This is a genomic window from Nitrosopumilus adriaticus (assembly GCF_000956175.1).
GTDB lineage: Archaea > Thermoproteota > Nitrososphaeria > Nitrososphaerales > Nitrosopumilaceae > Nitrosopumilus > Nitrosopumilus adriaticus.
Genome location: NZ_CP011070.1, coordinates 1,552,790 through 1,572,870 on the forward strand (window position 1 = coordinate 1,552,790; position 20,081 = coordinate 1,572,870).

Genomic DNA, 20,081 nt, shown 5'->3' on the forward strand with positions numbered 1-20,081 from the left:
TCATGAGCCAACAAGCAGAAACAACTGACATTAAGAAGAAGATCCTAGCTACTGGAATCAGAGTAGGAACTCAAGTAAAGACAAAATTCATGAAATCATTCATCACCAAAGCCAGTCCTGAAGGCCTTTACATGCTTGATTTGGACATTACGCTAGAGAAAATTAAAACTGCAGCCAAATTCATCAACAGATTAGGTGCAGACAATCTCATCGTATGCTCAGGTAGACAATATGCAGAAACACCAATTGAAAAATTCTGTGAGATGTTAAATTCAAAGAAATTACTTGGAAGATTTATGCCCGGAACATTGACAAATCCATCATTACCATATTACATTGAACCAAAATTGGTGTTAATTTCAGATCCTCAAGTGGATGAACAAGCTATCATTGAAGCAACCAATGCAGGAATTCCAATCATAGGAATTGCAAACACAGATAACATCACATCTAATCTTGATGTAATTATTCCTGCAAATAATAGAGGAAGAAAAGCTCTTGCTACAGTCTACTGGCTACTTGTACGCCAAGTACTAATTGAAAGAGGAGAGCTAAAAGAAGATGAATCAATGAAATATGAAATTGATGATTTTGAAACAAAGATTACCGAAGAGGAAATCGAGTAATTCAATCAAAATTCAGAATTCACTTGAAATCTAAAGCTTCTGCTCCAGGAAAAGTAATTCTTTTCGGAGAACATTTTGTAGTATATGGAGTAAAAGCTATCCTTTGTGCAATTGACAAAAGAATCACCGTTTCTGCAGAAAAAACTAAGGAGAGAAAAATTTCCATCATATCAAATATTGGCAAACTAGAACTAGAGAAAAACACATCACTTTCAGAAATTAATTCTCCACTAAAACCATTTTATTTTTTAGCAAATAAAATAATAAAAAATCACGATACGGGAATTGAAATTATAGTAGAATCAGACATTCCATTAGGGGTTGGGTTGGGTTCATCATCTGCCTGTTGTGTTGCAGGAGCTGCTGCAATTTCCAGATTATTTTCAAATACAACCAAAGAGGAGATTCTAAAACTTGCAATTGAAGCTGAAAAAACAATTTTTCAGAATACATCAGGGGCAGATTGCACTGTTTGCACATATGGTGGAATAATGGAATATGATAAAGAAAATGGATTTACCACAATAGAATCTCAGCCTAATTTTCATTTAGTAATTGCAAATTCAAACATTGAGCATTCAACAAAAGTAGTAGTTGCAGGAGTAAAAGAATTTAAAGAAAAAAATGAGATAGAATTCACCACATTATGTAACAACGAATCAAAATTAGTAGATGAGGTTTTGAAGGAAATAAAAGAAAACAACATCAAAGAAATTGGGAATAGAGTAACTCAAAATCAAGAATATCTTGAAAAAATAGGAATATCTAATGACAAATTAAGGGACATGATTAAAATTGGAAAAAATGGATCTTTTGGAGCAAAAATCACGGGTGCAGGTGGTGGTGGATGTATTTTTGCTTTAACAGATGAATCTAATCTAGAGAAGACGATAAAACAATTCAAGGAGAAAAATTATGATTGCTTTTCAGCCAAAATCGATTTCAGAGGACTGGATACTTTTTAATTGACTAAATAATTTCGAACATCATGATTCTAATAAAATTAGGAGGATCTATTATTACAAATAAAGAAAAACCACTATCACCAAGGAAAAAAACAATCGACAATCTTACTAAGAGTTTAAAGAAAATCAGCGAACCCATGATCATTGTTCATGGTGGTGGCTCGTATGGACATTATTGGTCTGTAAAATACGATATGCATACTAAAGAAAAAAAATACGATCCAAAAGGTGTCGCTATTGTAAAAAATTCAATGATTGAATTAAACAAAATAATTTTAGATTCAATGTTACAAAATAAACTAAACCCATATTGTTTGCCACCAACAGATTTCATGTCAGGAAACAAACCAATAATTAAAAAAATCAAAGAGATTGAGAAAATTTCCAAATCAAGATTAATTCCAGTTACATATGGAGATGCACTGTGGTATGGGCAAAATAAAACTTACATATTATCTGGAGACAAGATAATGACTCATCTAGCAAAAATACTAAAACCCAGACTTTGTATTTTTGCATTAAATGAAGATGGCTTGTATGCAGATCTAAAATCTAAAAAATTAATTTATGAATTAAAAGGAGAACACCCCTCAATATCTGAAAATAAGATGGACGTCACCGGTGGTATGACTAGAAAAGTGGAAGAGGCAACAAAAATTTCGAAAATGGGAATGAATGTATTCTTTGTGAACGGAAACAAGCCTGAAAGAATTGTAAAAGCGGTTAAAAATAGGAAATATGAAGGAACATTGTTTAGGAGTAAATGAAATGCCAGAAGAATTAGTGATTTTAGTTGATGAAAATGACAACCCAATCGGTACTGAAGAAAAAGTAAAGTGTCATTTACCAGATGGAAAACTTCACAGAGCATTTACTGCATTATTATTTGATAAAGATGGAAGGCTTGTTCTTACAAGACGAGCAAAGGAAAAAATGCTTTGGCCAAATGATTGGGACGGAACATTTGCAAGCCATCCCAGAGAATCAGAAACATATGTATCATCTGGGGAAAGAAGAATGCCAGAAGAATTAGGAATTACTGGAAATCTAGACTATCTTCACAAATTTGAGTATCATGTTCCATACAAAGATGTAGGCGCTGAAAATGAAATTTGCGGAACGCTGGTTGGAGTAATTGACAAATCTACAGAATTAAAAGAAATTGATGGTGAAATAGATGAAATAAAGTGGATTTCAGCAACAGAGTTAATCTCAGAACTAAATTCAAACCCACAAAACTATTGCCCATGGATGCTTATTGCATTAGAATTACTTGAGAAATCAGAACAGTCAATGCTTGAAAAGTATTCAAATATTTTATCTCCATGGTTGAATAATGAAATCCATGAAGGATTGCAAAAAGCAATCAAAGTTCATTTACCAAAAGAAAAATGGAGATTAGTAAATGAAAAAAACTAAACAAATTGAAAAAAATGCCAAAACTGTAAACAAATATCTTAAATCAAAGCTAAAAGGAAATCCAAAAAAACTCTATGATGCAGCAGGACATCTAATAGTTAATGGAGGAAAAAGACTTAGACCATACATGGTAATTAGAAGTTGCCAAATTTTGGGAGGAAATAGTTCCAATGCAATGCCAGCTGCAAGTGCAGTTGAAATGGTTCATAATTTTACCCTAGTTCATGACGATATTATGGATAATGATGAAATGCGTCACGGAGTACCTACAGTACACAAAAAATTTGGAATGCCTATTGCAATTCTAGCAGGAGATGTTTTATTTTCAAAAGCATTTCAAGTGATTACAGATTCTAAATTATCACCTATTGCCGTAACCCAGTTGGTTTCAAGACTTGCTAAAGGATGTGTTGATGTTTGTGAAGGTCAATTACTTGATGTTAAAATGGCAGAGGAGGGAAGAATTCCAACACAATCAGATTATATTACAATGGTCAGCAAAAAAACAGCAGCATTGTTTGATGTATCATGTGCTATGGGAGCAATATGTGCAACAGACAAAGATAATGATATATCAAATTTATCATCATTTGGAAGAAACTTAGGGATAGCATTTCAAATAACAGATGATTTAATCGGAGTGATGGGAGATCCAAAGATTACAAAAAAACCAGTTGGAAATGATCTTAGAGAAGGTAAAAAATCACTTCCAATTTTGATGGCAATAAAATCAGCAAAAGGCAATGATAAAAAAATTATTTTAAAGGCATTTGGAAATTCAAAAATTTCAAAAAATGAGCTAAACAAGGCTGTGGAAGTAATTCGTTCTCTAAATATTGAAGAAAATGTAAGAAAACAGGCTCTAAAATATGCAGATAAAGCTGAAAAATCACTATCAAAATACTCAGGACCTGCCAAAGAAGAGCTAATATCATTGTTGGATTTTGTAGTTAAAAGAAGTGTATAGCTGCAAAAAGGAAAATTATCATGGATGAAGAATTAAGAAAAGAAGTTAGAAAATTATCACTACAAAATGCATATGAGCATGGGGGAAAAACTCAGGATAAAATAATTTTGGGAAAAATTCTCGGTACAAAACCAGAATATCGAACCAAAGTAAAAGAAATTACAAAAGATATTTCTGAAATTGTCAATTCAATTAATCAGTTATCATCTGAAGAACAAGAAAAAGAAATCAATGAAAATTTTCCAGAACTCTTAGTACCAAAAGAAAAAATTGAAGAGAGAGAAGGACTACCAGAATTAAAAGATGCAGTTCAAGGTAAAGTGATTACAAGATTCCCTCCAGAACCCAATGGGTATCCGCACATCGGACATGCAAAAGCTGCAATAATTAATTCAGAATATGCAAAGATGTATGGAGGAAAATTCATTCTTAGAATGGATGATACTAATCCTGAAGCAGAGCGAATGGAATATCATGCAGCTATCAAAGTTGGACTTGAATGGTTGGGTATTGAGTTTGATTTGGTAAAAAATACTTCAGACGACATGGAAATATTTTATGAGAAAGGCATGGAATTAATAAATTTGGGAAAGGCCTACATTTGTACTTGTAAAAGAGAAGATATCAGTAAGAACAGAAGAGAAAGAAAATCCTGCAAATGCAGTATGAATGATATTGATAAAAATAATAAAAATTGGGGAAAAATGAACACGAAATACAAAGCAGGGGAAGCCATTGTTAGATTTCGTGGAGATATGAAAGCAGATAATGCAGTTATGAGAGATCCAGTATTATTCAGGATTATTGATGGAAAGCATTACACATTAGGTGAAAAATTTAGAATTTGGCCTAGCTATGATATGGCAGTTGCAATCGAAGACAGTATAGATGGGGTAACACATGCATTTCGTTCAAAAGAATTTGAACTGAGAAAGGAATTGATTGATGAGATTTTAGATGCGTTAAACATGCGTAAGCCACAACAAGGCTTTTTCTCAAGATTAGAATTCAAAGGTATGCCCATTTCAAAAAGAATCATCAAGCCGCTAATTGAGGAAGGCAAGGTTTCATGGTATGACGATCCAAGATTACCAACTCTTGAGGCCCTAAAAAGAAGAGGAATAAAACCTGAAGCCATTAGAAAATTTATCATGTCGTTGGGGTTAACAAAAGCAAATACTCTGGCACCTTTTGATTCTCTTGAAGCATTCAATCGAAAGTTTGTGGATTCCGATAGTATCAGACTATTCATGGTAAGTGATGCAAAAGAACTAGTAGTCAAAAATTTATCAATGTCATCAGTAGAAATTCCAAACCATCCAGTAAACGATAAAGGTAAAAGAAAAATTGAGATAGATGAAAATTTCTATATTTCTGGAGAGGACGCAAAGAATTTCAAAGAAGGAATTAAAATTAGACTATTAGGATTAGGCAACATACTAATTAAAAAAATTGGTACTGTATTTGAAGGAGAACTAATCAATGAAGGGGATACCAAAGAGATAACAAAAATTCAATGGGTTCCACAAAAAACTGCTCATGAAATTAAAATGATCATTCCCAAAACATTGTTTATTGAAGATGAATTTAATGAAGAAAGTTTGGAGGAGATAGATGTCTACACAGAACCACACTATCTACAATTAAAAGAAGGTGAAGAAATTCAATTTGTTAGATTTGGATATTGTAGAAAAGATTCACAGAATCAAGCAATTTTCACACACAAGTGATGGATTATGAAAATAGTACGCTTAGCTTATGAGAATAATGAAACATATGGTTTTGTAAATGGTGATAGAGTATCAACAAAAGATGAAATCACATACCTAACAGGGGTGCCAATTCCACAAAATGTGAAGGACTTTCTTTTTGATGGCTGGTATGATGAAATTAAAAATAAAATTAAAGATTTGCCATATGCAGAAAATATTTCTAAATTCAAAATACTACCCCCAATACCAAATCCAAATAAAATAATCTGTTTGGCATTCAACTATGTGGATCATGCAAAGGAACAGGGATTAGAAGCACCAGAGGATCCGGCAATTGTAATAAAACCTAGAACTGCATTAAATAGCACTAAATCAGATATCGTATGCCCAGATTTTGTAAAACAACTAGACTATGAAGTGGAATTGGCTTTGATAATTGGTAAAAATTGTAAAAATGTAAGCATAAAGGATGCACCAAGTGTAATTTTTGGATATATGGTTTTCAATGACGTATCTGCAAGAGACATTCAATTCAAGGATAAACAATTCACAAGAGGGAAGAGTTTTGATTCTTTTGCACCATGCGGACCATGGATTACAACATCTGATGAAATCCAAGATGCACAAAATCTAAAGTTAACTACAAAAATTAACGGTGAAATAAGACAGAATTCCTCTACAAGTAACATGTTTATCAAAATTCCAGAAATTATTTCAAAAATCTCAAATGTAATGACGTTAGAAAAAGGAGATATTATTTCTACAGGAACCCCAGCTGGAGTAATGCTAAACAAACCTAATGCAGTGTTTTTGAAAGATGGTGACAAAGTAGAAATGGAGATAGAAGGTCTTGGCACTTTAAGCAACACAATAAAATTTGTTAAATCAAATTAATCAAAGATTTTTTCATCAAATAAAAAGAAATTTTATGTTCCAGCGAATCAAATTTTGGTAAGATATTTTTTGTTAAAATTTGGATTCTTTCATAGTTTTTTTCAATTGCATGATGTTGTAAAAATGAAACAACATCCAAAACAGAGTTTTCTGAACCTGGAAATAATGTAACGATCAAAGTTTTATCAAAATGTTCTGAATCAGTAAGTATTGCAATCGAATCAGTATCAAAACCAGAAGATTTGATAATTTTTTTGTTCTCATAAAATTGAGAAAGAGTAAAATCATCAAGTGGGAGCCACCTCCAGGATTTCACATAATGAGTACAAAATTTTGGATTAATTGATTTTACATAATGTATTTTATGATTTAGGTTTTTTTTTGGAGATAATGAATAATAATTCCAAGTTTGAAAAATTTCATAGTCTAAAGATTGCGCCATTTCTAAAGATGAAAAATTTTGAGTGTCAATTAACATATACGAAAAAGAAGCATTCTTTTTTAGACCAATTAATTCAGCATTCATCACAAGCTTTGAGGCAATATTTTGTCTCCTAAAATTAGGATTTACACGAATTCCTTCAATCCAGACTTGATCCTTGGAGTAAAACGAATGACAGATTCCCACAGGCAACTCTTTTTCAAATACAATAAGATTTTCCTCAGATAACCAAAAATCCCAAACATATTCGATGTAATCTCCCCAAGAAAAAGTGTTTTTACAAAATTTTAAAACTGGAATTTTATCTTCATTTTTGGCAACTCTGATCATCATTTTCACCGTATACGAAAAAATAATAAGAATAGTTAGATAATAACTGCGATGGGAAAAATTATTGCTGGAAAAACATCAGATATTCCTCCTGGAAAAATGACCAAAGTGACCATTGATGGAAGAGATATTCTAGTTGCTAATATTGACGGCGAGTATTATGCTACAGATGATTCTTGTACTCATTCTGGTTCAAGTTTGTCTGAAGGAAAATTAGATGGTTGTGTAATTACTTGTGGCTGGCATGGAGCACAGTTTGATTGTAAAACAGGGAAACTGGAAAAATTTCCAGCAAAAATAAGAGATTTAACATCCTACAATGTTGTTGTTGAATCAGATAGTGTATTTGTAGAGATGTAACTATATACCTCTATTTTTTAATAAAATGTAATAATATGGCAGATAACGCTCAGAATAAAGAATCCATGAAAGAAGCAATCGATACACTAAATCAGATTGTCGCTAGCAATTCAACACCAAAGACAATCAAAAAATCAATTACAGACTTAATTTCTGATTTGAATAATCAAGAATATTCGTTATCAGTAAGAGCCGCAAATACAATTAGCCTTCTAGATGACGTTACACAAGATCCCAATATGCCATCATATGTTAGAACCCAGTTATGGCAAGCAGTTTCAAAATTAGAAAGCATAAGAGAATAAATTCTTGTTTGCAGTACAGTAAATATTGAAAATAGAAGAATATCTAGAAACACTTCCAGAGAACTTACTCAGTGGCGAAGATGTTCAGCTTCCAGAGAAATCATTTAGAGAGATTTTCAAATTTGTAGATTTAGGAGAAAATGATATTTTTTATCATTTAGGATGTGGAGATGAAAAAGGAATTGAGATTGCAATTAATGAATTCAAAGTAAAAAAAGCAGTTGGTATCGACAACAATTCTGAAAAAATTCAAAAAGCAAAAGAAAATCTAAATGCAAAAAATCTTCAAGGACAATTCATTTGTAGTGATGTAGAAGATTCAGACATATCAGAAGCATCGATTATTTTATTTTGGTTTACAGATGAGGAGGTCATAAATAATATGATGATGAAGTTTGAACATCTTAAACCAGAAACAAAAATAATTACAATTTGGGGACCACTGCCAGATTGCCTTCCAGATAAAGTTAGTTTCCCATACATTATCAATCAAACGCCATTTAAAAAAGCTGAAAATATGCAAGAGCAACTATTATCCATTTTTGGTGTAAAGTGCATAGATTTCGTTACTGCTTGGGAATTTGCTGAAAGATATACTAAATCTATTGGAACTCCAGAAATTCAAAATGATCGTTTTTTGACAATTATTCAAACTTTGATGATTTGGATAAATGCAAAAAAATTAGGAGTTGCATGTGGTGAAGAAATTCCAGAATCCATTCAAACATACATAAAATTAATGAAAATGAATTTCGATATTGATTTTGGGCATCTATTAAATGAGTAATTCATGTAATCCTTTTATTTTGTTTTAAAACTATCAAAGTATTGGAAGGTAAGATAAACATCAACGTTTCTGCAGTAGATTATGATAAAACTAGTAAGGCATTAACTCATCAGTTATCACTATTAGAAGAGATGGTTCATGGAGAGGAGGATTTTGTTATGACAGATTCAGAATTTGCCTTTGGATGGCATTTTTTTGTGCTTAGTGTGAATAGATCTCTTGTCCAAAAGTTGTCAGAAATGATGGGATCTGACTTTGAACGATTAAAAGGGAAAGGAATGGAAAAAAAATTTCTTACATGGTTAACAAAGAATCTAGAGAATAAATCACCCAGATTCAAAATTGCCATCAAAGAAGAGATGGAATCTAGTAAATTCGGAATATTCTAAAAGTATGAATGGGCCCTCGAGGGGAATCGAACTCCTGTCCGAGGATCCACAATCCTCTATACTAACCACTGTACTACGAAGGCCACAAGGAAGAAACTTTGTTTATCCTGTAATAATCTTTTAGCTGGGAATTAGACTGTAGATTTATTATTGACTAGGTGAAATTTGTAATATGAGATTATGGTGGGTAGCAATGGCAATTGCAATTGGATTAACGTGGGTTGGAATGAACTATTTACTTCCATTCAAGTAGGCTCAATTTCAAAACATTTCTAATTTTTAGGTGTAATAGTTTTTCAATAAATTAAAGCCGATCGCTTTAAATTTGTTGTATCAGGGTATTTTTCAACTTGAAAAAAGGATTCATTACCAAAAAATTGCGAACCGGGAGAAGAGTCCAAGAAGAGGATATCAATACAGGTAAAATGGAGAGAATCCAAGGAGAGAAATTTACTTGGTTGGATCTTCAGAATCCAGATAGAGGGCTGATGGAGCAAATTGCCAAAGATTACAATCTTAACTCACTTAATTTAGAAGACTGTTTAACCAAATTTGAGCTTCCAAAACTAGACAGTTATGATGATCATTTCTTTGTAATTTTACATTTTCCGCCACTATCACAAAAAGTAGGAATATCAAAAAATAGTCAATTATCTATTTTTGTAGGTAAAGATTTTCTAATCACCGTACATCAAGGAGATCTAAATCCATTAGTTGAATTAGTTGAATTATGTATCAATGATTCAGATCCAGAAAGAAAAAAGCGATTAATAGGAAAATCCCCAGGGCATTTACTCCATGAGATAATCGATGTACTAGTAGATGATCTTTTGCACACATCTAGAAAAATCATCGCAAATTTAGATGAGATGGAAGATAGAGTATTTGATGAAAGGAAATCTGTCGCAAGAAGTATTTCATTATTAAGAAGAGAAATTAACAGGTTAAGAAGAATTGCAAACCCATTAAAGAAATTCGTATTAGAGATTGCAAAGAATATTGACAGATATTCAGATAGGGAGCTTGATGAACTTACATTATATTTTGACGATGTAATTGACCATATTGACAAAGTAATTGAAACATTAGAAGAATCAAGAGAAACTATGGAAATTTACAAAGATACAGACTTTGTGTTAAGCACTGAAAAAACAAACAAAGTGCTAGGAGTTTTAACAATTATCTTTACATTAGCAATACCGGCAACTGTTATCGGTACATTTTATGGAATGAACGTCAATCTTCCAGGTGGGATTGGAGGAGATTTGATATTTCTGGGTCCACATACATCGTTTATCATTATAATTTTGGCATCAGCAATTCCAGCAATTCTGATGTTTGCTTACTTTAGAAAATTAGGCTGGATAAGTAGCTAGGGAAATTATTTCATATAGATTTACTTTGTCAAAGGCAATTACAGATAGAAAAATCAATTCATTTTGAAAAATATCCAAGATCTAAAAAAAGAAGCTTAGATAAATATGAGATATTTTAAAGTAAATTATGGGGAAAATTAGAATACGAACCGGTAGAGGAACAGGAACCATTGAAGTTGACGATGATCCTACTAAATGGTCAGGAGACGAATATAGAAAAATCCAAGAAGCTAGGAAGAAAGCATCTGCAAACAGAATGGTTCACACCGGAAGGGGAACAGGTTCAAGAAAATTAGGAGACATGCCTGAACCAAAAGCAAGACCTTCTACTGAAGGAATGACTAGAAGTACAGGTAGAGGAACTAGTTCAAGAAAGAGTAAAAACAAAGGTTCAGGATAAAAAGTCCTCAATTTTCATTTTTAATATTTTTTATAGTTTTAGATTTTTATGTCAGGATTTCCGGCTTTGAGTTTCTCCCAATCTGCAAGAAAATTCTCCAAACCAATTTTTGTTAGTGGGTGTAGCAGCATCTTATCAAGAACAGTTGGAGGCAACGTTACCACATCTGCCCCAATTTTTGCAGCATCTACTACATGCACCGGATGACGAACACTTGCAACAAGAATTTGGGTATCTATTGAATCCTCATAATTTTTAAAAATTTTTTTAATATCTGAAATTAATTTCATCCCATCCTGACCAACATCATCCAATCTTCCAATGAATGGACTAACATATTTTGCACCAGATTTTGCTGCAAGTAAGGCCTGATTGGCAGAAAAAATCAATGTAACATTAACAGGAATTCCTTGAGATGAAAGTGTTTTACAAGCTTTGAGCCCATCAGGAGTCATGGGAACTTTAACTACAACATTATCCCCATATTCACGAAGTCGTTTACCTTCTTCAATCATTCCAGAATAATCTGTGCTGACAACTTCTAGACTTACATCACCCTTGATAATTTTAGTAATTTCTCCCATTGCATCTTTTGGATTTCCACCTTCCTTTGACATCAATGATGGATTAGTAGTAATTCCATCCAGTAAACCCATATCATTGAATTTTTTTATTGATTCAAGATTAGCAGTGTCAAGAAAAATTTTCATAATTTTTTGCTCCTAATTTCTTTGACTTGTTTTGCTATATTAAAAGATGTTATTCCATGTTTTTCCAAGAGTAGTGGAACCTCATTATCACGAGCAGATTCGCCAAACATATCTTGAGCGCCGATTCTCTTAATTGGGACAGGATATGATTCGGAAATAGATTCTGCAACTGCAGAGCCCATTCCTGCAAAAATATTATGTTCCTCAGTAGTTACAATACAACCTGTTTCACGAGCAGCTTTTTCCAATATCTCATCATCAATTGGTTTTATTGAAAACATATCCAAAACTCTACAGGAAATGCCCTCCTGTTGCAATGAATCAGCTGCCTCCAAAGCCATACGTACCGTAATTCCACAAGCTGCAATAGTACAATCAGAGCCATCTCTTAGTGTAATGCCTTTTCCAATTTCAAAATTTTGGGATTCTGAATGAATCAATGGAGTTTTAGATCTTGCCATCCGCATGTAAAAGGGACCATATTCTTTTGCCATCAATGCAGTCAATTTTGAAACTGCAACAGTATCAGCTGGAATTAAAACTCTAAAATTTGGAATTACTCTCATTATTGCAATATCCTCTATTTGTTGATGAGAACCTCCATCAGGTCCAACAGATAAACCTCCATGTGATGAAACTAATTTTACATTTAATCCCTTTTTTCCAAGAGGAGATGGATATGCAATGTTATTTCGAATTTGATCAACAGCTCTTCCGGGTAAAAAAATAGCATATGTACTTGCAAAAGAAATCTTTCCAGAATATGCTAATCCTGCAGAAATTGTCACTAAATTCGCTTCAGCAATTCCAACATTGAAAAATCTATCAGGGAATTCCTTTCCAAAATCAGATGTTTTTAAAGAATCAGTTGTGTCTGCACCTAAAACTACAACATTTGGATTTTCTTTTCCAAGATGTATAAGTGCTTTTGAATATGCTGAACGCATGTCAGTCATAATTGGATCGTTCAAAGATATCCTGCCTCCTGTGCAATTTTTTGAATTTGATCTTGTTTTTCACCTACAACATGCAAACCGATCCATTTCTTTACTAAATCAACACCACCCAACTCATTTGCCTTATCAAGTAAAATCCGTCGTCTAGATTTTAGAATCTCTGATCTAAAATCTCTTATTGCCATTCGGACATCTTGTTGTCCTATAATTGCACCACCCCCAACAAATACACGTGCACCATCAGCAAAAATAGAACCAATATTTTCCAGATTTACTCCTCCATCAGCCTCAATGTAACCTGAGAAATTGTGTTCTTTAAGAACAGAATTTAATCTAGCCATCTTTGAGTGGGTTTCTTCAATGTATTTTTGGCCAGATTTACCAGGTACAACAGACATTACAATTAGTTGATCAAGTGACGGTAAAAATTTGTGCGACCATTCAGGTAATTCAGTGTCAGGATTTATTGCAAATCCCACACCAACTTGGTTTTGTTTAAGCAAATCATGAATTTCACCAAAACTTGATTCGTCAGTTACTTCTGCATGGACTGTTATTATGTCACTACCTGCGTCAATGTAATTCTTAACATGTTTTACTGGTTCGTTAATCATCAAATGGGAATCAAATGGAATTACAGTAAGAGGCCTTAGTTCTTTGATTTTATTATGATCAAAAGTTTTGGTTGGTACAAAGTGCCCATCCATCACATCGAGATGAATGTAATCTGCTCTACCAGACACACATCTTTTAATTTCATTTTCTAAATTTGTCATATCTCCTGCAATTATCGATGGTGCAATCATGAATTGGGAATCCAATTCAGAATTAATTATAGGAACCACATCAGAGTCAGGAGCTTTACCATGCCATTGGGGATTATCTTCCATGTGTTCAACAGATTTACCCTTTACTGTTCTAGAAATTATCATTGTGGGCACTCCTTTTGTTGCATTTGCTTTTGCTATTGCAGCGTTGATTTGTTCAATTCTATGACCATCAATTTCAATAACATTCCAGCCAAAAGATCTCCATTTATCACCGGTCTTCCAGCGTGATGCATCTTTCCACATTTCAGAAAGATCATCACCTTCTAATTTTTCATCAAGGGGCATAATTTTTTCAGTGTAAGAATCTTGTTGAATAAAATTTCTATCAAGAAAGGCAGTAAGATTATCAACTTTATATTTTGCAGCAGTCATTGCAGCCTCCCAAACCTGTCCTTCATCAGATTCCCCATCACCAATAATTGTGTACACATGATGATTTTTAGAATCAATTTTTGCTGCAAGTGCAATTCCAATAGAGTAGGACAACCCAGTTCCGAGTGAACCCCCACAGAATTCTACACCCGGACATTTAAGATCAGGATGACCTTGTAATTTACTGCCAAATTTCCTCAGTGTTTCAAGTTCAGATTCAGGAAAATAACCAGATACTGCCATGTTAGAAAATAATCCAGGAGATGCATGACCTTTAGAAAGAACTAGGCGATCTCTGTCTTCCCATTGAGGGTTTTGAGGATCGAATTTCAAATATTTGTTAAATAAGCATCCCATAATTTCTGCCATTGAAAAGGAACCTCCAGGATGTCCTGAGCCAGCAGCATTCGTTCCTTTAATCACTAATTTTCTGGCTCGTAGAATATTTTTCTTTATTTGATAATAATTGAGCCCCATCTGGAACGTATTCTTTGTAAATTGAATAAAAATCTACTTCTGCAATATTTTAATTAGATCGGAATAATCTAATCATATGGAAATCAAAGAAAACACTCCAATAGTAGTTTTTGATAATCAATGTTACTTGTGTGTGAAATTTGCAAAAGTCGTTAAATTTTTTGCAAGGGATAAAATCACTATGATTGGTCATTATTCAGATTTTGGAAAAAAGATACGAGATGAGATTTTAGATGAATCCGCTTTAGAGATGTTTTGGTTTATTGATAAAAAAAGAGCATATGGTGGAAGAGCTGCATTACTCCCATTAGTAAAATCATTGTTTGCTAAAAAAACAAAAAAATCAATTTCAATGAAAATGGATGATATTTGTGAACAAGACTGTAAAACAGTCAAAGCAGTTTTTATCAGATCAGCTAGTTTACTAACTAATAGCAAAAAAATTGATTTTTAGTAAATCTAAATAATGCTTCAAAAACTAGCAAATAGTGTGAAATTAAAAACTGAGAGTTCTATAAAAAAGAAAACAGAACTTCTTTGTGGATTTGTTTTAGAAAATTCAAACAAAGTCTTAGGATTAACGAAAATAGATGTAAAAACAGCATCATCAATTAATCAATCCCTAAAAGATCTGGATGGGAAGTTGGGGAAAATGATCATTATTCCTACCCCAGGGGCAAAATATGCTAATAGAATTCTTCTTGCAGGATTAGGAAAAAAAGAAAATTTGACAAATGATACCATAAGATATGTTTCAGGAAAAATTGCACAAAAAGCACAAGAGTTAAAGTTAAATGAATTTTCCATAATTTCGCCTCCTAATTTTGCATATGACCAAATTTCATCGGTTACACAAATTGTTGAAGGCTCCAAAATGGCACTATACAAATTTGATAAATTCAAAGCAGAGAAAATAGAGAAAACACCAGATCTTACAATCATCGTTTCAAAATCAAACAATATTTCAAAGGCTATCAAAATTTCCGAAATTGTTGCAGAGGGTGCAATATTTACTAAGAGCATAGCAAATTTACCTCCTAACGAATGTACTCCAACAACTTTGGGAAATTTTGCAAAAATGATTTCCAAAAAAAATAAAATGAAATGCAATATTATTTCTAAACTTGAATTAAAAAAGAAAGGCTTTGGTGGAATTTCTGCAGTAGGGCAAGGAAGTAAAAATGAACCCAAACTAATTGTTTTAGAACATAATAATGGACGAAAAAATGAAAAACCCATTGTTCTTGTTGGAAAAGCTGTAACATTTGACACAGGTGGAATTTCATTAAAGCCCGGAGATAAAATGGATGAAATGAAATTTGACAAATGTGGCGGATGCACAGTTTTAGGAATTATGAAAGCAGTATCAGAATTAAAACTACCAATCAACGTTGTTGGGATTATCCCTTCAGTTGAAAATATGCCAGGTGGGGAATCATATAGACCAGGAGACATCATTAAATTGTATGGCGGTAAGACTGCCGAGATTCTAAATACAGATGCAGAAGGGAGATTGATTTTATCAGATGCATTATCATATGGTGAAAAACAATATTCACCTAAAGCAATAATTGATTTTGCAACTCTTACAGGTGCATGTATTGTTGCATTAGGAACTAATGTTGCAGCTATAATATCAAATAATGAACAATTGACAAAAAAGATCAAGAGCGCTTCAAAGAATACAAGCGAAGATGTATGGGAACTTCCACTTAATCAAAACTATATGGACATGATAAAATCAGATGTGGCAGATATGAAAAATGTTGGTATAGGAAGAGCTGCAGGAACTATTACTGCTGCTGCATTTTTGAGAAATGCAATAAATGACACACCATGGGTACACTTTGATATTGCAGGAGTTGCATGGACTCAGATAGCTACCAAAGAGAAATCATACAACCCAAAAGGCGCAACAGGTTTTGGTGTTAGATTAATCTTGGACTATTTACAAAAATTATAAAATTAGTACCCTCTACTATTTCTATCAGGAGTTCCAACATTTGGATTTCTCCAACCATGTTTGTCCATCATATGATTTAGTAATCTAATGTCATTATCACACATTTCTCCACAAACGCTACAATTGGGCATTGAATTCATTTCATCCCAAGTATTTGGATATTAAAAGATTGATTGTAAAATAGAAAATGCCAGCACTGTTGCTTCCCAAAGGCTCTCGCATTTTAGTAGCACAACAGCGACGTCAGGTTTGACTTCCAAGTTCGGAATGGGATTGGGTCGCACCCTAACGCTATGGCCGGCTTGAAAATTAATGATGAATTCTCATCTATTAACCTAACGCTGAATTTGAAATACGCTCAAAATAGGTATAAAGCAAAGAAAATACGGGATTACAACATGACTCACAGGGTAGCTGTTTTAGATCAAGACCTATGTCAACCACAAAAATGTGGTTTAGAGTGCATAAAATACTGCCCAGTAAACAAATCTGGGGCAGAATGTATTGTTATTAATGAAGAATCAAAAAAAGCCAAGATAGATGAAGACATCTGTAATGGATGTGGAATATGTGTCAAAGTATGTCCTTTTGATGCAATAACTATTGTAAATCTAGCAAGTGAATTGGCTACTGATAAAATTCATCAGTATGGAGATAATTCATTTAGGTTATTCAAATTACCTACACCAAAAAAAGGAGAGGTCGTAGGATTGCTGGGAAGAAATGGAATGGGGAAAAGTACGGTAGTCAATATTCTATCAGGGAATTTAAAACCAAATCTTGGAAGATATGAAAACCCTCCTGAATGGAATGAGATTTTAAAACATTATAGTGGAACTGAACTCAAACAACATTTTGAAAAAATAGAACAAAAACAAATTCGTGCATCGATTAAACCGCAGCAGGTTCATCATATTGCACAAGCATTTGATGGAACAGGAAAAGAATTACTTGACAAATATGATGAAAGAGGAGTTTCAAGAGAATTAATCAAAGAATTAGGATTAGAAAATTCTATGGAGCAGAGTTTAAAAGAATTAAGTGGCGGGGAGTTACAAAGAATTGCAGTAGCTGCTGCCGCATCAAAAGATACTGAATTTTATTTCTTTGATGAGCCATCATCATACAACGATGTTTTTCAAAGAACAGGTGTTGCTCGGGTAATTCAGAACTTGGCAAAAATTGGAAAGAGTGTGATGGTTGTAGAGCATGATCTAACATTGCTTGATTTTCTTAGTGACTATATCGAAGTTTTATACGGTGAACCAGGTGCATATGGAATTGTTTCAACCATACTATCTACCAAAATCGGAATCAATGTCTTTCTTGATGGATATTTACCAAATGAAAATGTGAGATTCAGAGATAAGAAATTTTCTTTTGATGTATCATCATCTACTACAGATATTTTTGAAGAAGGAAGTACGATAGTCACATATCCAAAATTAGAAAAGAAATATTCAACATTTTCAGTAACAATTGAAGCAGGTCAAGTAAGAAAAGGCGAAGTTTTAGGCATAATGGGAGCTAATGCCCTTGGGAAAACAACCATGATGAAGATGATAGCAGGAGTTGAAAATCCAGATTCTGGTACTGTAAATAAAAAAATCAAGATTGCATACAAACCTCAATATCTACAAAACGATCTTGACGTAGAAGTAATATCAGTATTAGATAAAGCAAATGGCAATCCCGTTGAAGGTAGCATGGAAGAAGAACAAATACTTGAACCATTAAAAATTAAAAAACTATACAATAAATCAATCAAAAATCTTTCTGGGGGAGAATTGCAAAAAGTTGCTGTTGCATCATGTTTATTGCAAAAAGTAGATTTGTATGCATTAGATGAGCCATCAGCATTTTTGGATGTTGAAGATAGAATTGCAGTTGCAAAATTTATTCAAAAATTTGTTCGTTCGTTTGGAAAATCTGCAATAATTATTGATCATGATTTACAGCTAATGGATTTAATTTCAGATTCTATAGTAATTTTTGAAGGAGAGTCAGGAGTTTCAGGAACAGCTACCACTCCAATGCGAAAGGCTGAAGCCATGAACAGATTTCTAAAATCCCTTGATATGTCATTTAGAAGAGATGAAAGAAGCCTTAGACCTAGGGTGAACAAACTAGAGAGTAGATTAGACAAGGATCAAAAATCATCCGGTAATTTCTATTACAAACATTGACTCGAATGCTAAAAAAATCACTTGCTAGTGTACTTTCTGAAGAAGAAAGTGAAGATTTAATCTCAGCATTTGATCAAATTGGAGACATAATAGTTGTAAGAATTCCAGACACTCTTTTATCAAAAAAAAAATCATTGGAGAAACTTTGCTAAATGAGGTAAAAATTGTTCGAAGTGTGTATTATCAGGCATCGGATGTAGAAGGGGATTTTCGAACTAGAAACCTAGAGATCATAGCAGGAGAAGACAATACTGAAACTGAATACAAAGAATTTGGATGTAAATTTATTGTTGATGTAGAAAAAGCATTTTTTTCGCCAAGACTTTCAACAGAAAGAGAAAGGATTGCAAATTTGATTCATGATGGTGAGATTGTGACTAACATGTTTGCCGGAGTTGGAATGTTTTCTATAATGGCTGCAAAAAAGAAAAAATGTACTGTGTACAGTTTAGACATTAATCCAGTTGCTTCAAAACTCTGTGAAAAAAATATAGGGTTAAACAAACTAGCAGGAAAAATAATATCAATTAATGGGGATGCATCACATATTATCAAAGAGCAACTAGAGAACAAATCAGATAGAACCCTGATGTTATTACCAGAAAGATCTGATGAGTTTTTAGATTCTGCAATTAGTGCAACTAAGAGTGAAGGAATAATTCATTACTACTCGCATATTCATGCAGATAAAAAATCAGATGCTGGAAAATTATCAGAGGAGCATTATCTTCAAGTTACACCAGTAAAATCAGAAATTCTAAATTCAAAAATTGTTAGAGCAGTAGGTCCAAGATTCTATCAAACAGTAGTAGATGTAAAAATTTTCAAATAATTAATCTTCAGAAGTAATTGATGCAGGAGATGGTTTGGTTGTTGCCATAACATATCCAATCCATGCAATGACTCCAAGAATTCCGCCGGCTATCATTAATACAGATAATTGTAATACAATTGGACTCCATTCAGAGAGCATTAACAAATATGCATAAAGAAAAAATCCACCAATGCAAAGCATGAAAATTGTAATACCCATTCCTTTACGTTTATCCATGGCGAAGAATTTTTTGAGAGTTATTTATTGGTTTGAACTAATCTAATTCAATTGCCATAAGATATGCATCTTCCCCATCTCGATAATACGAGTTTAATTGTTGTCTAATGACAAACCCTAATTTTTCATAGAGTCTAACAGCTTCATTATTACTACATCTAACTTCTAAATAAAATTCATCACACTTTCGTAATTTTACACCATTAACGGATTCTTCTACAAGAGCATTTCCAATTCCTCTTTTTCGATATTCATTTAGAACAGCAATGGAAACCACATGACCTTTTTTAACAAACCCTAATTTTTTAAAATTTGAAAAACCGTATTCAGTTTTACACATAATATACCCTACATGTTTTCCTCCAATTTCTGCAACAATAAATGCTTCAGGAAGTTCTGCCAGTAGACTTTCATAGAAATAATCAGAATAATGTTCTGGAAGTGTTTTCAAATTAATTTCCATTACAGAAATAAGATCGCTAGGTTCAGCTCGTCTAATATTACAATCTCCTAACTGTCTAAGAATTACTTGCATACTTTAGATTAAGAGTATCAATATTTATT

General features: G+C 33.0%; 23 protein-coding genes, 1 tRNA gene, 1 rRNA gene and 1 pseudogene. 17 read left to right on the top strand and 9 right to left on the bottom strand.

What is annotated here, in order from left to right:
- Positions 1-2: 2 nt before the first annotated feature.
- From rpsB to NADRNF5_RS09215, 7 genes are read left to right on the top strand one after another with little or no spacing between them, the layout of a single operon-like run.
- Positions 3-626: a 30S ribosomal protein S2 gene (gene rpsB, locus NADRNF5_RS09185; protein ID WP_048117790.1), complete on the top strand. Its 624-nt coding sequence runs from the start codon at positions 3-5 to the stop codon at positions 624-626.
- A gap of 23 nt (positions 627-649) precedes the next feature.
- Complete coding sequence (gene mvk / locus NADRNF5_RS09190) at positions 650-1,591, top strand: mevalonate kinase (protein WP_048117793.1); 942 nt, start codon at positions 650-652, stop codon at positions 1,589-1,591.
- A 23-nt stretch (positions 1,592-1,614) separates the two neighbouring features.
- Positions 1,615-2,358 (top strand): isopentenyl phosphate kinase, encoded by a 744-nt coding sequence (locus NADRNF5_RS09195; RefSeq protein ID WP_048117795.1) that lies wholly within the window; start codon positions 1,615-1,617, stop codon positions 2,356-2,358.
- A gap of 1 nt (position 2,359) precedes the next feature.
- Positions 2,360-3,010, top strand: a complete 651-nt coding sequence (idi, locus tag NADRNF5_RS09200; protein WP_192828324.1) for an isopentenyl-diphosphate Delta-isomerase — start codon at positions 2,360-2,362, stop codon at positions 3,008-3,010.
- Positions 2,997-3,977, top strand: a complete 981-nt coding sequence (locus tag NADRNF5_RS09205) for a polyprenyl synthetase family protein (RefSeq protein ID WP_048117817.1) — start codon at positions 2,997-2,999, stop codon at positions 3,975-3,977. The genes idi and NADRNF5_RS09205 overlap by 14 nt, the downstream gene beginning before the upstream one ends.
- Before the next feature lie 20 nt (positions 3,978-3,997).
- The gene (gene gltX, locus NADRNF5_RS09210; protein ID WP_048117821.1) at positions 3,998-5,707 is read left to right on the top strand and encodes a glutamate--tRNA ligase; all 1,710 of its coding nucleotides are present in this window, start codon (positions 3,998-4,000) and stop codon (positions 5,705-5,707) included.
- A gap of 6 nt (positions 5,708-5,713) precedes the next feature.
- Positions 5,714-6,583 carry a fumarylacetoacetate hydrolase family protein gene (locus tag NADRNF5_RS09215; protein WP_048117824.1) on the top strand — a complete coding sequence of 290 codons (870 nt, stop codon included), beginning with the start codon at positions 5,714-5,716 and terminating at the stop codon, positions 6,581-6,583.
- Here the strand turns inward: NADRNF5_RS09215 and NADRNF5_RS09220 are convergent.
- Complete coding sequence (locus tag NADRNF5_RS09220) at positions 6,570-7,355, bottom strand: GNAT family N-acetyltransferase (protein ID WP_048117827.1); 786 nt, start codon at positions 7,353-7,355, stop codon at positions 6,570-6,572. The genes NADRNF5_RS09215 and NADRNF5_RS09220 overlap by 14 nt on opposite strands.
- Before the next feature lie 51 nt (positions 7,356-7,406).
- Here NADRNF5_RS09220 and NADRNF5_RS09225 point away from each other — a divergent pair, with 51 nt between their 5' ends.
- The 4 genes from NADRNF5_RS09225 to NADRNF5_RS09240 are packed head-to-tail and all read left to right on the top strand — an operon-like array spanning position 7,407 to position 9,196.
- The gene (locus NADRNF5_RS09225; protein WP_048117830.1) at positions 7,407-7,715 is read left to right on the top strand and encodes a Rieske (2Fe-2S) protein; all 309 of its coding nucleotides are present in this window, start codon (positions 7,407-7,409) and stop codon (positions 7,713-7,715) included.
- Between the two features lie 35 nt (positions 7,716-7,750).
- Complete coding sequence (locus NADRNF5_RS09230) at positions 7,751-8,020, top strand: stationary phase-response protein (RefSeq protein WP_048117838.1); 270 nt, start codon at positions 7,751-7,753, stop codon at positions 8,018-8,020.
- Positions 8,021-8,045: 25 nt separating this feature from the next.
- Positions 8,046-8,807, top strand: coding sequence for a class I SAM-dependent methyltransferase (locus NADRNF5_RS09235; RefSeq protein WP_048117841.1), 762 nt, complete (start codon positions 8,046-8,048; stop codon positions 8,805-8,807).
- A gap of 41 nt (positions 8,808-8,848) precedes the next feature.
- On the top strand, positions 8,849-9,196 hold the full coding sequence (locus tag NADRNF5_RS09240) for a hypothetical protein (RefSeq protein ID WP_048117843.1): 348 nt from the start codon (positions 8,849-8,851) through the stop codon (positions 9,194-9,196).
- A gap of 11 nt (positions 9,197-9,207) precedes the next feature.
- Here the strand turns inward: NADRNF5_RS09240 and NADRNF5_RS09245 are convergent.
- Positions 9,208-9,279 (bottom strand) — tRNA-His (locus NADRNF5_RS09245).
- Positions 9,280-9,546: 267 nt separating this feature from the next.
- Between NADRNF5_RS09245 and NADRNF5_RS09250 the strand changes: the two genes are divergently transcribed.
- Positions 9,547-10,572 (top strand): magnesium transporter CorA family protein, encoded by a 1,026-nt coding sequence (locus NADRNF5_RS09250; protein WP_048117846.1) that lies wholly within the window; start codon positions 9,547-9,549, stop codon positions 10,570-10,572.
- 127 nt (positions 10,573-10,699) lie between these two features.
- A complete protein-coding gene (locus NADRNF5_RS09255; RefSeq protein ID WP_048117849.1) occupies positions 10,700-10,972 on the top strand; it encodes a hypothetical protein in 273 nt (90 codons plus the stop codon).
- A 38-nt stretch (positions 10,973-11,010) separates the two neighbouring features.
- Here the strand turns inward: NADRNF5_RS09255 and fsa are convergent, their stop codons facing one another.
- Genes fsa through NADRNF5_RS09270 form a run of 3 tightly spaced genes read right to left on the bottom strand, consistent with a single transcriptional unit; the run spans position 11,011 to position 14,317 of the window.
- Positions 11,011-11,682, bottom strand: coding sequence for a fructose-6-phosphate aldolase (gene fsa, locus NADRNF5_RS09260; RefSeq protein ID WP_048117852.1), 672 nt, complete (start codon positions 11,680-11,682; stop codon positions 11,011-11,013).
- Positions 11,679-12,653: a transketolase family protein gene (locus tag NADRNF5_RS09265; RefSeq protein ID WP_048117855.1), complete on the bottom strand. Its 975-nt coding sequence runs from the start codon at positions 12,651-12,653 to the stop codon at positions 11,679-11,681. Before NADRNF5_RS09265 ends, fsa begins: the two co-directional genes overlap by 4 nt.
- Positions 12,650-14,317 carry a ribulose-phosphate 3-epimerase gene (locus tag NADRNF5_RS09270; RefSeq protein ID WP_048117860.1) on the bottom strand — a complete coding sequence of 556 codons (1,668 nt, stop codon included), beginning with the start codon at positions 14,315-14,317 and terminating at the stop codon, positions 12,650-12,652. Before NADRNF5_RS09270 ends, NADRNF5_RS09265 begins: the two co-directional genes overlap by 4 nt.
- Positions 14,318-14,393: 76 nt before the next feature.
- Here NADRNF5_RS09270 and NADRNF5_RS09275 point away from each other — a divergent pair, with 76 nt between their 5' ends.
- Positions 14,394-14,771, top strand: a complete 378-nt coding sequence (locus NADRNF5_RS09275; protein WP_048117863.1) for a hypothetical protein — start codon at positions 14,394-14,396, stop codon at positions 14,769-14,771.
- 12 nt (positions 14,772-14,783) lie between these two features.
- Complete coding sequence (locus tag NADRNF5_RS09280; RefSeq protein ID WP_237089266.1) at positions 14,784-16,280, top strand: leucyl aminopeptidase; 1,497 nt, start codon at positions 14,784-14,786, stop codon at positions 16,278-16,280.
- 2 nt (positions 16,281-16,282) lie between these two features.
- On the opposite strand, the gene NADRNF5_RS11830 is transcribed toward NADRNF5_RS09280, so the two are convergent.
- Together NADRNF5_RS11830 and rrf are read right to left on the bottom strand one after the other, a co-directional pair.
- Positions 16,283-16,411: a hypothetical protein gene (locus NADRNF5_RS11830; protein ID WP_255465311.1), complete on the bottom strand. Its 129-nt coding sequence runs from the start codon at positions 16,409-16,411 to the stop codon at positions 16,283-16,285.
- 54 nt (positions 16,412-16,465) lie between these two features.
- Positions 16,466-16,585, bottom strand: a 5S ribosomal RNA gene (rrf, locus tag NADRNF5_RS09285).
- Between the two features lie 93 nt (positions 16,586-16,678).
- Between rrf and NADRNF5_RS09290 the strand changes: the two genes are divergently transcribed.
- Entirely contained in the window at positions 16,679-18,466 is a 1,788-nt protein-coding gene (locus NADRNF5_RS09290; RefSeq protein WP_048117866.1) for a ribosome biogenesis/translation initiation ATPase RLI, read from the top strand.
- 5 nt (positions 18,467-18,471) lie between these two features.
- Positions 18,472-19,298: pseudogene (locus NADRNF5_RS09295) on the top strand (class I SAM-dependent methyltransferase).
- Here NADRNF5_RS09295 and NADRNF5_RS09300 read toward each other — a convergent pair.
- Positions 19,299-19,517: a hypothetical protein gene (locus tag NADRNF5_RS09300; protein ID WP_048117869.1), complete on the bottom strand. Its 219-nt coding sequence runs from the start codon at positions 19,515-19,517 to the stop codon at positions 19,299-19,301.
- Positions 19,518-19,554: 37 nt separating this feature from the next.
- Positions 19,555-20,052, bottom strand: coding sequence for a ribosomal protein S18-alanine N-acetyltransferase (rimI, locus tag NADRNF5_RS09305; RefSeq protein WP_048117872.1), 498 nt, complete (start codon positions 20,050-20,052; stop codon positions 19,555-19,557).
- Positions 20,053-20,081: the final 29 nt, after the last annotated feature.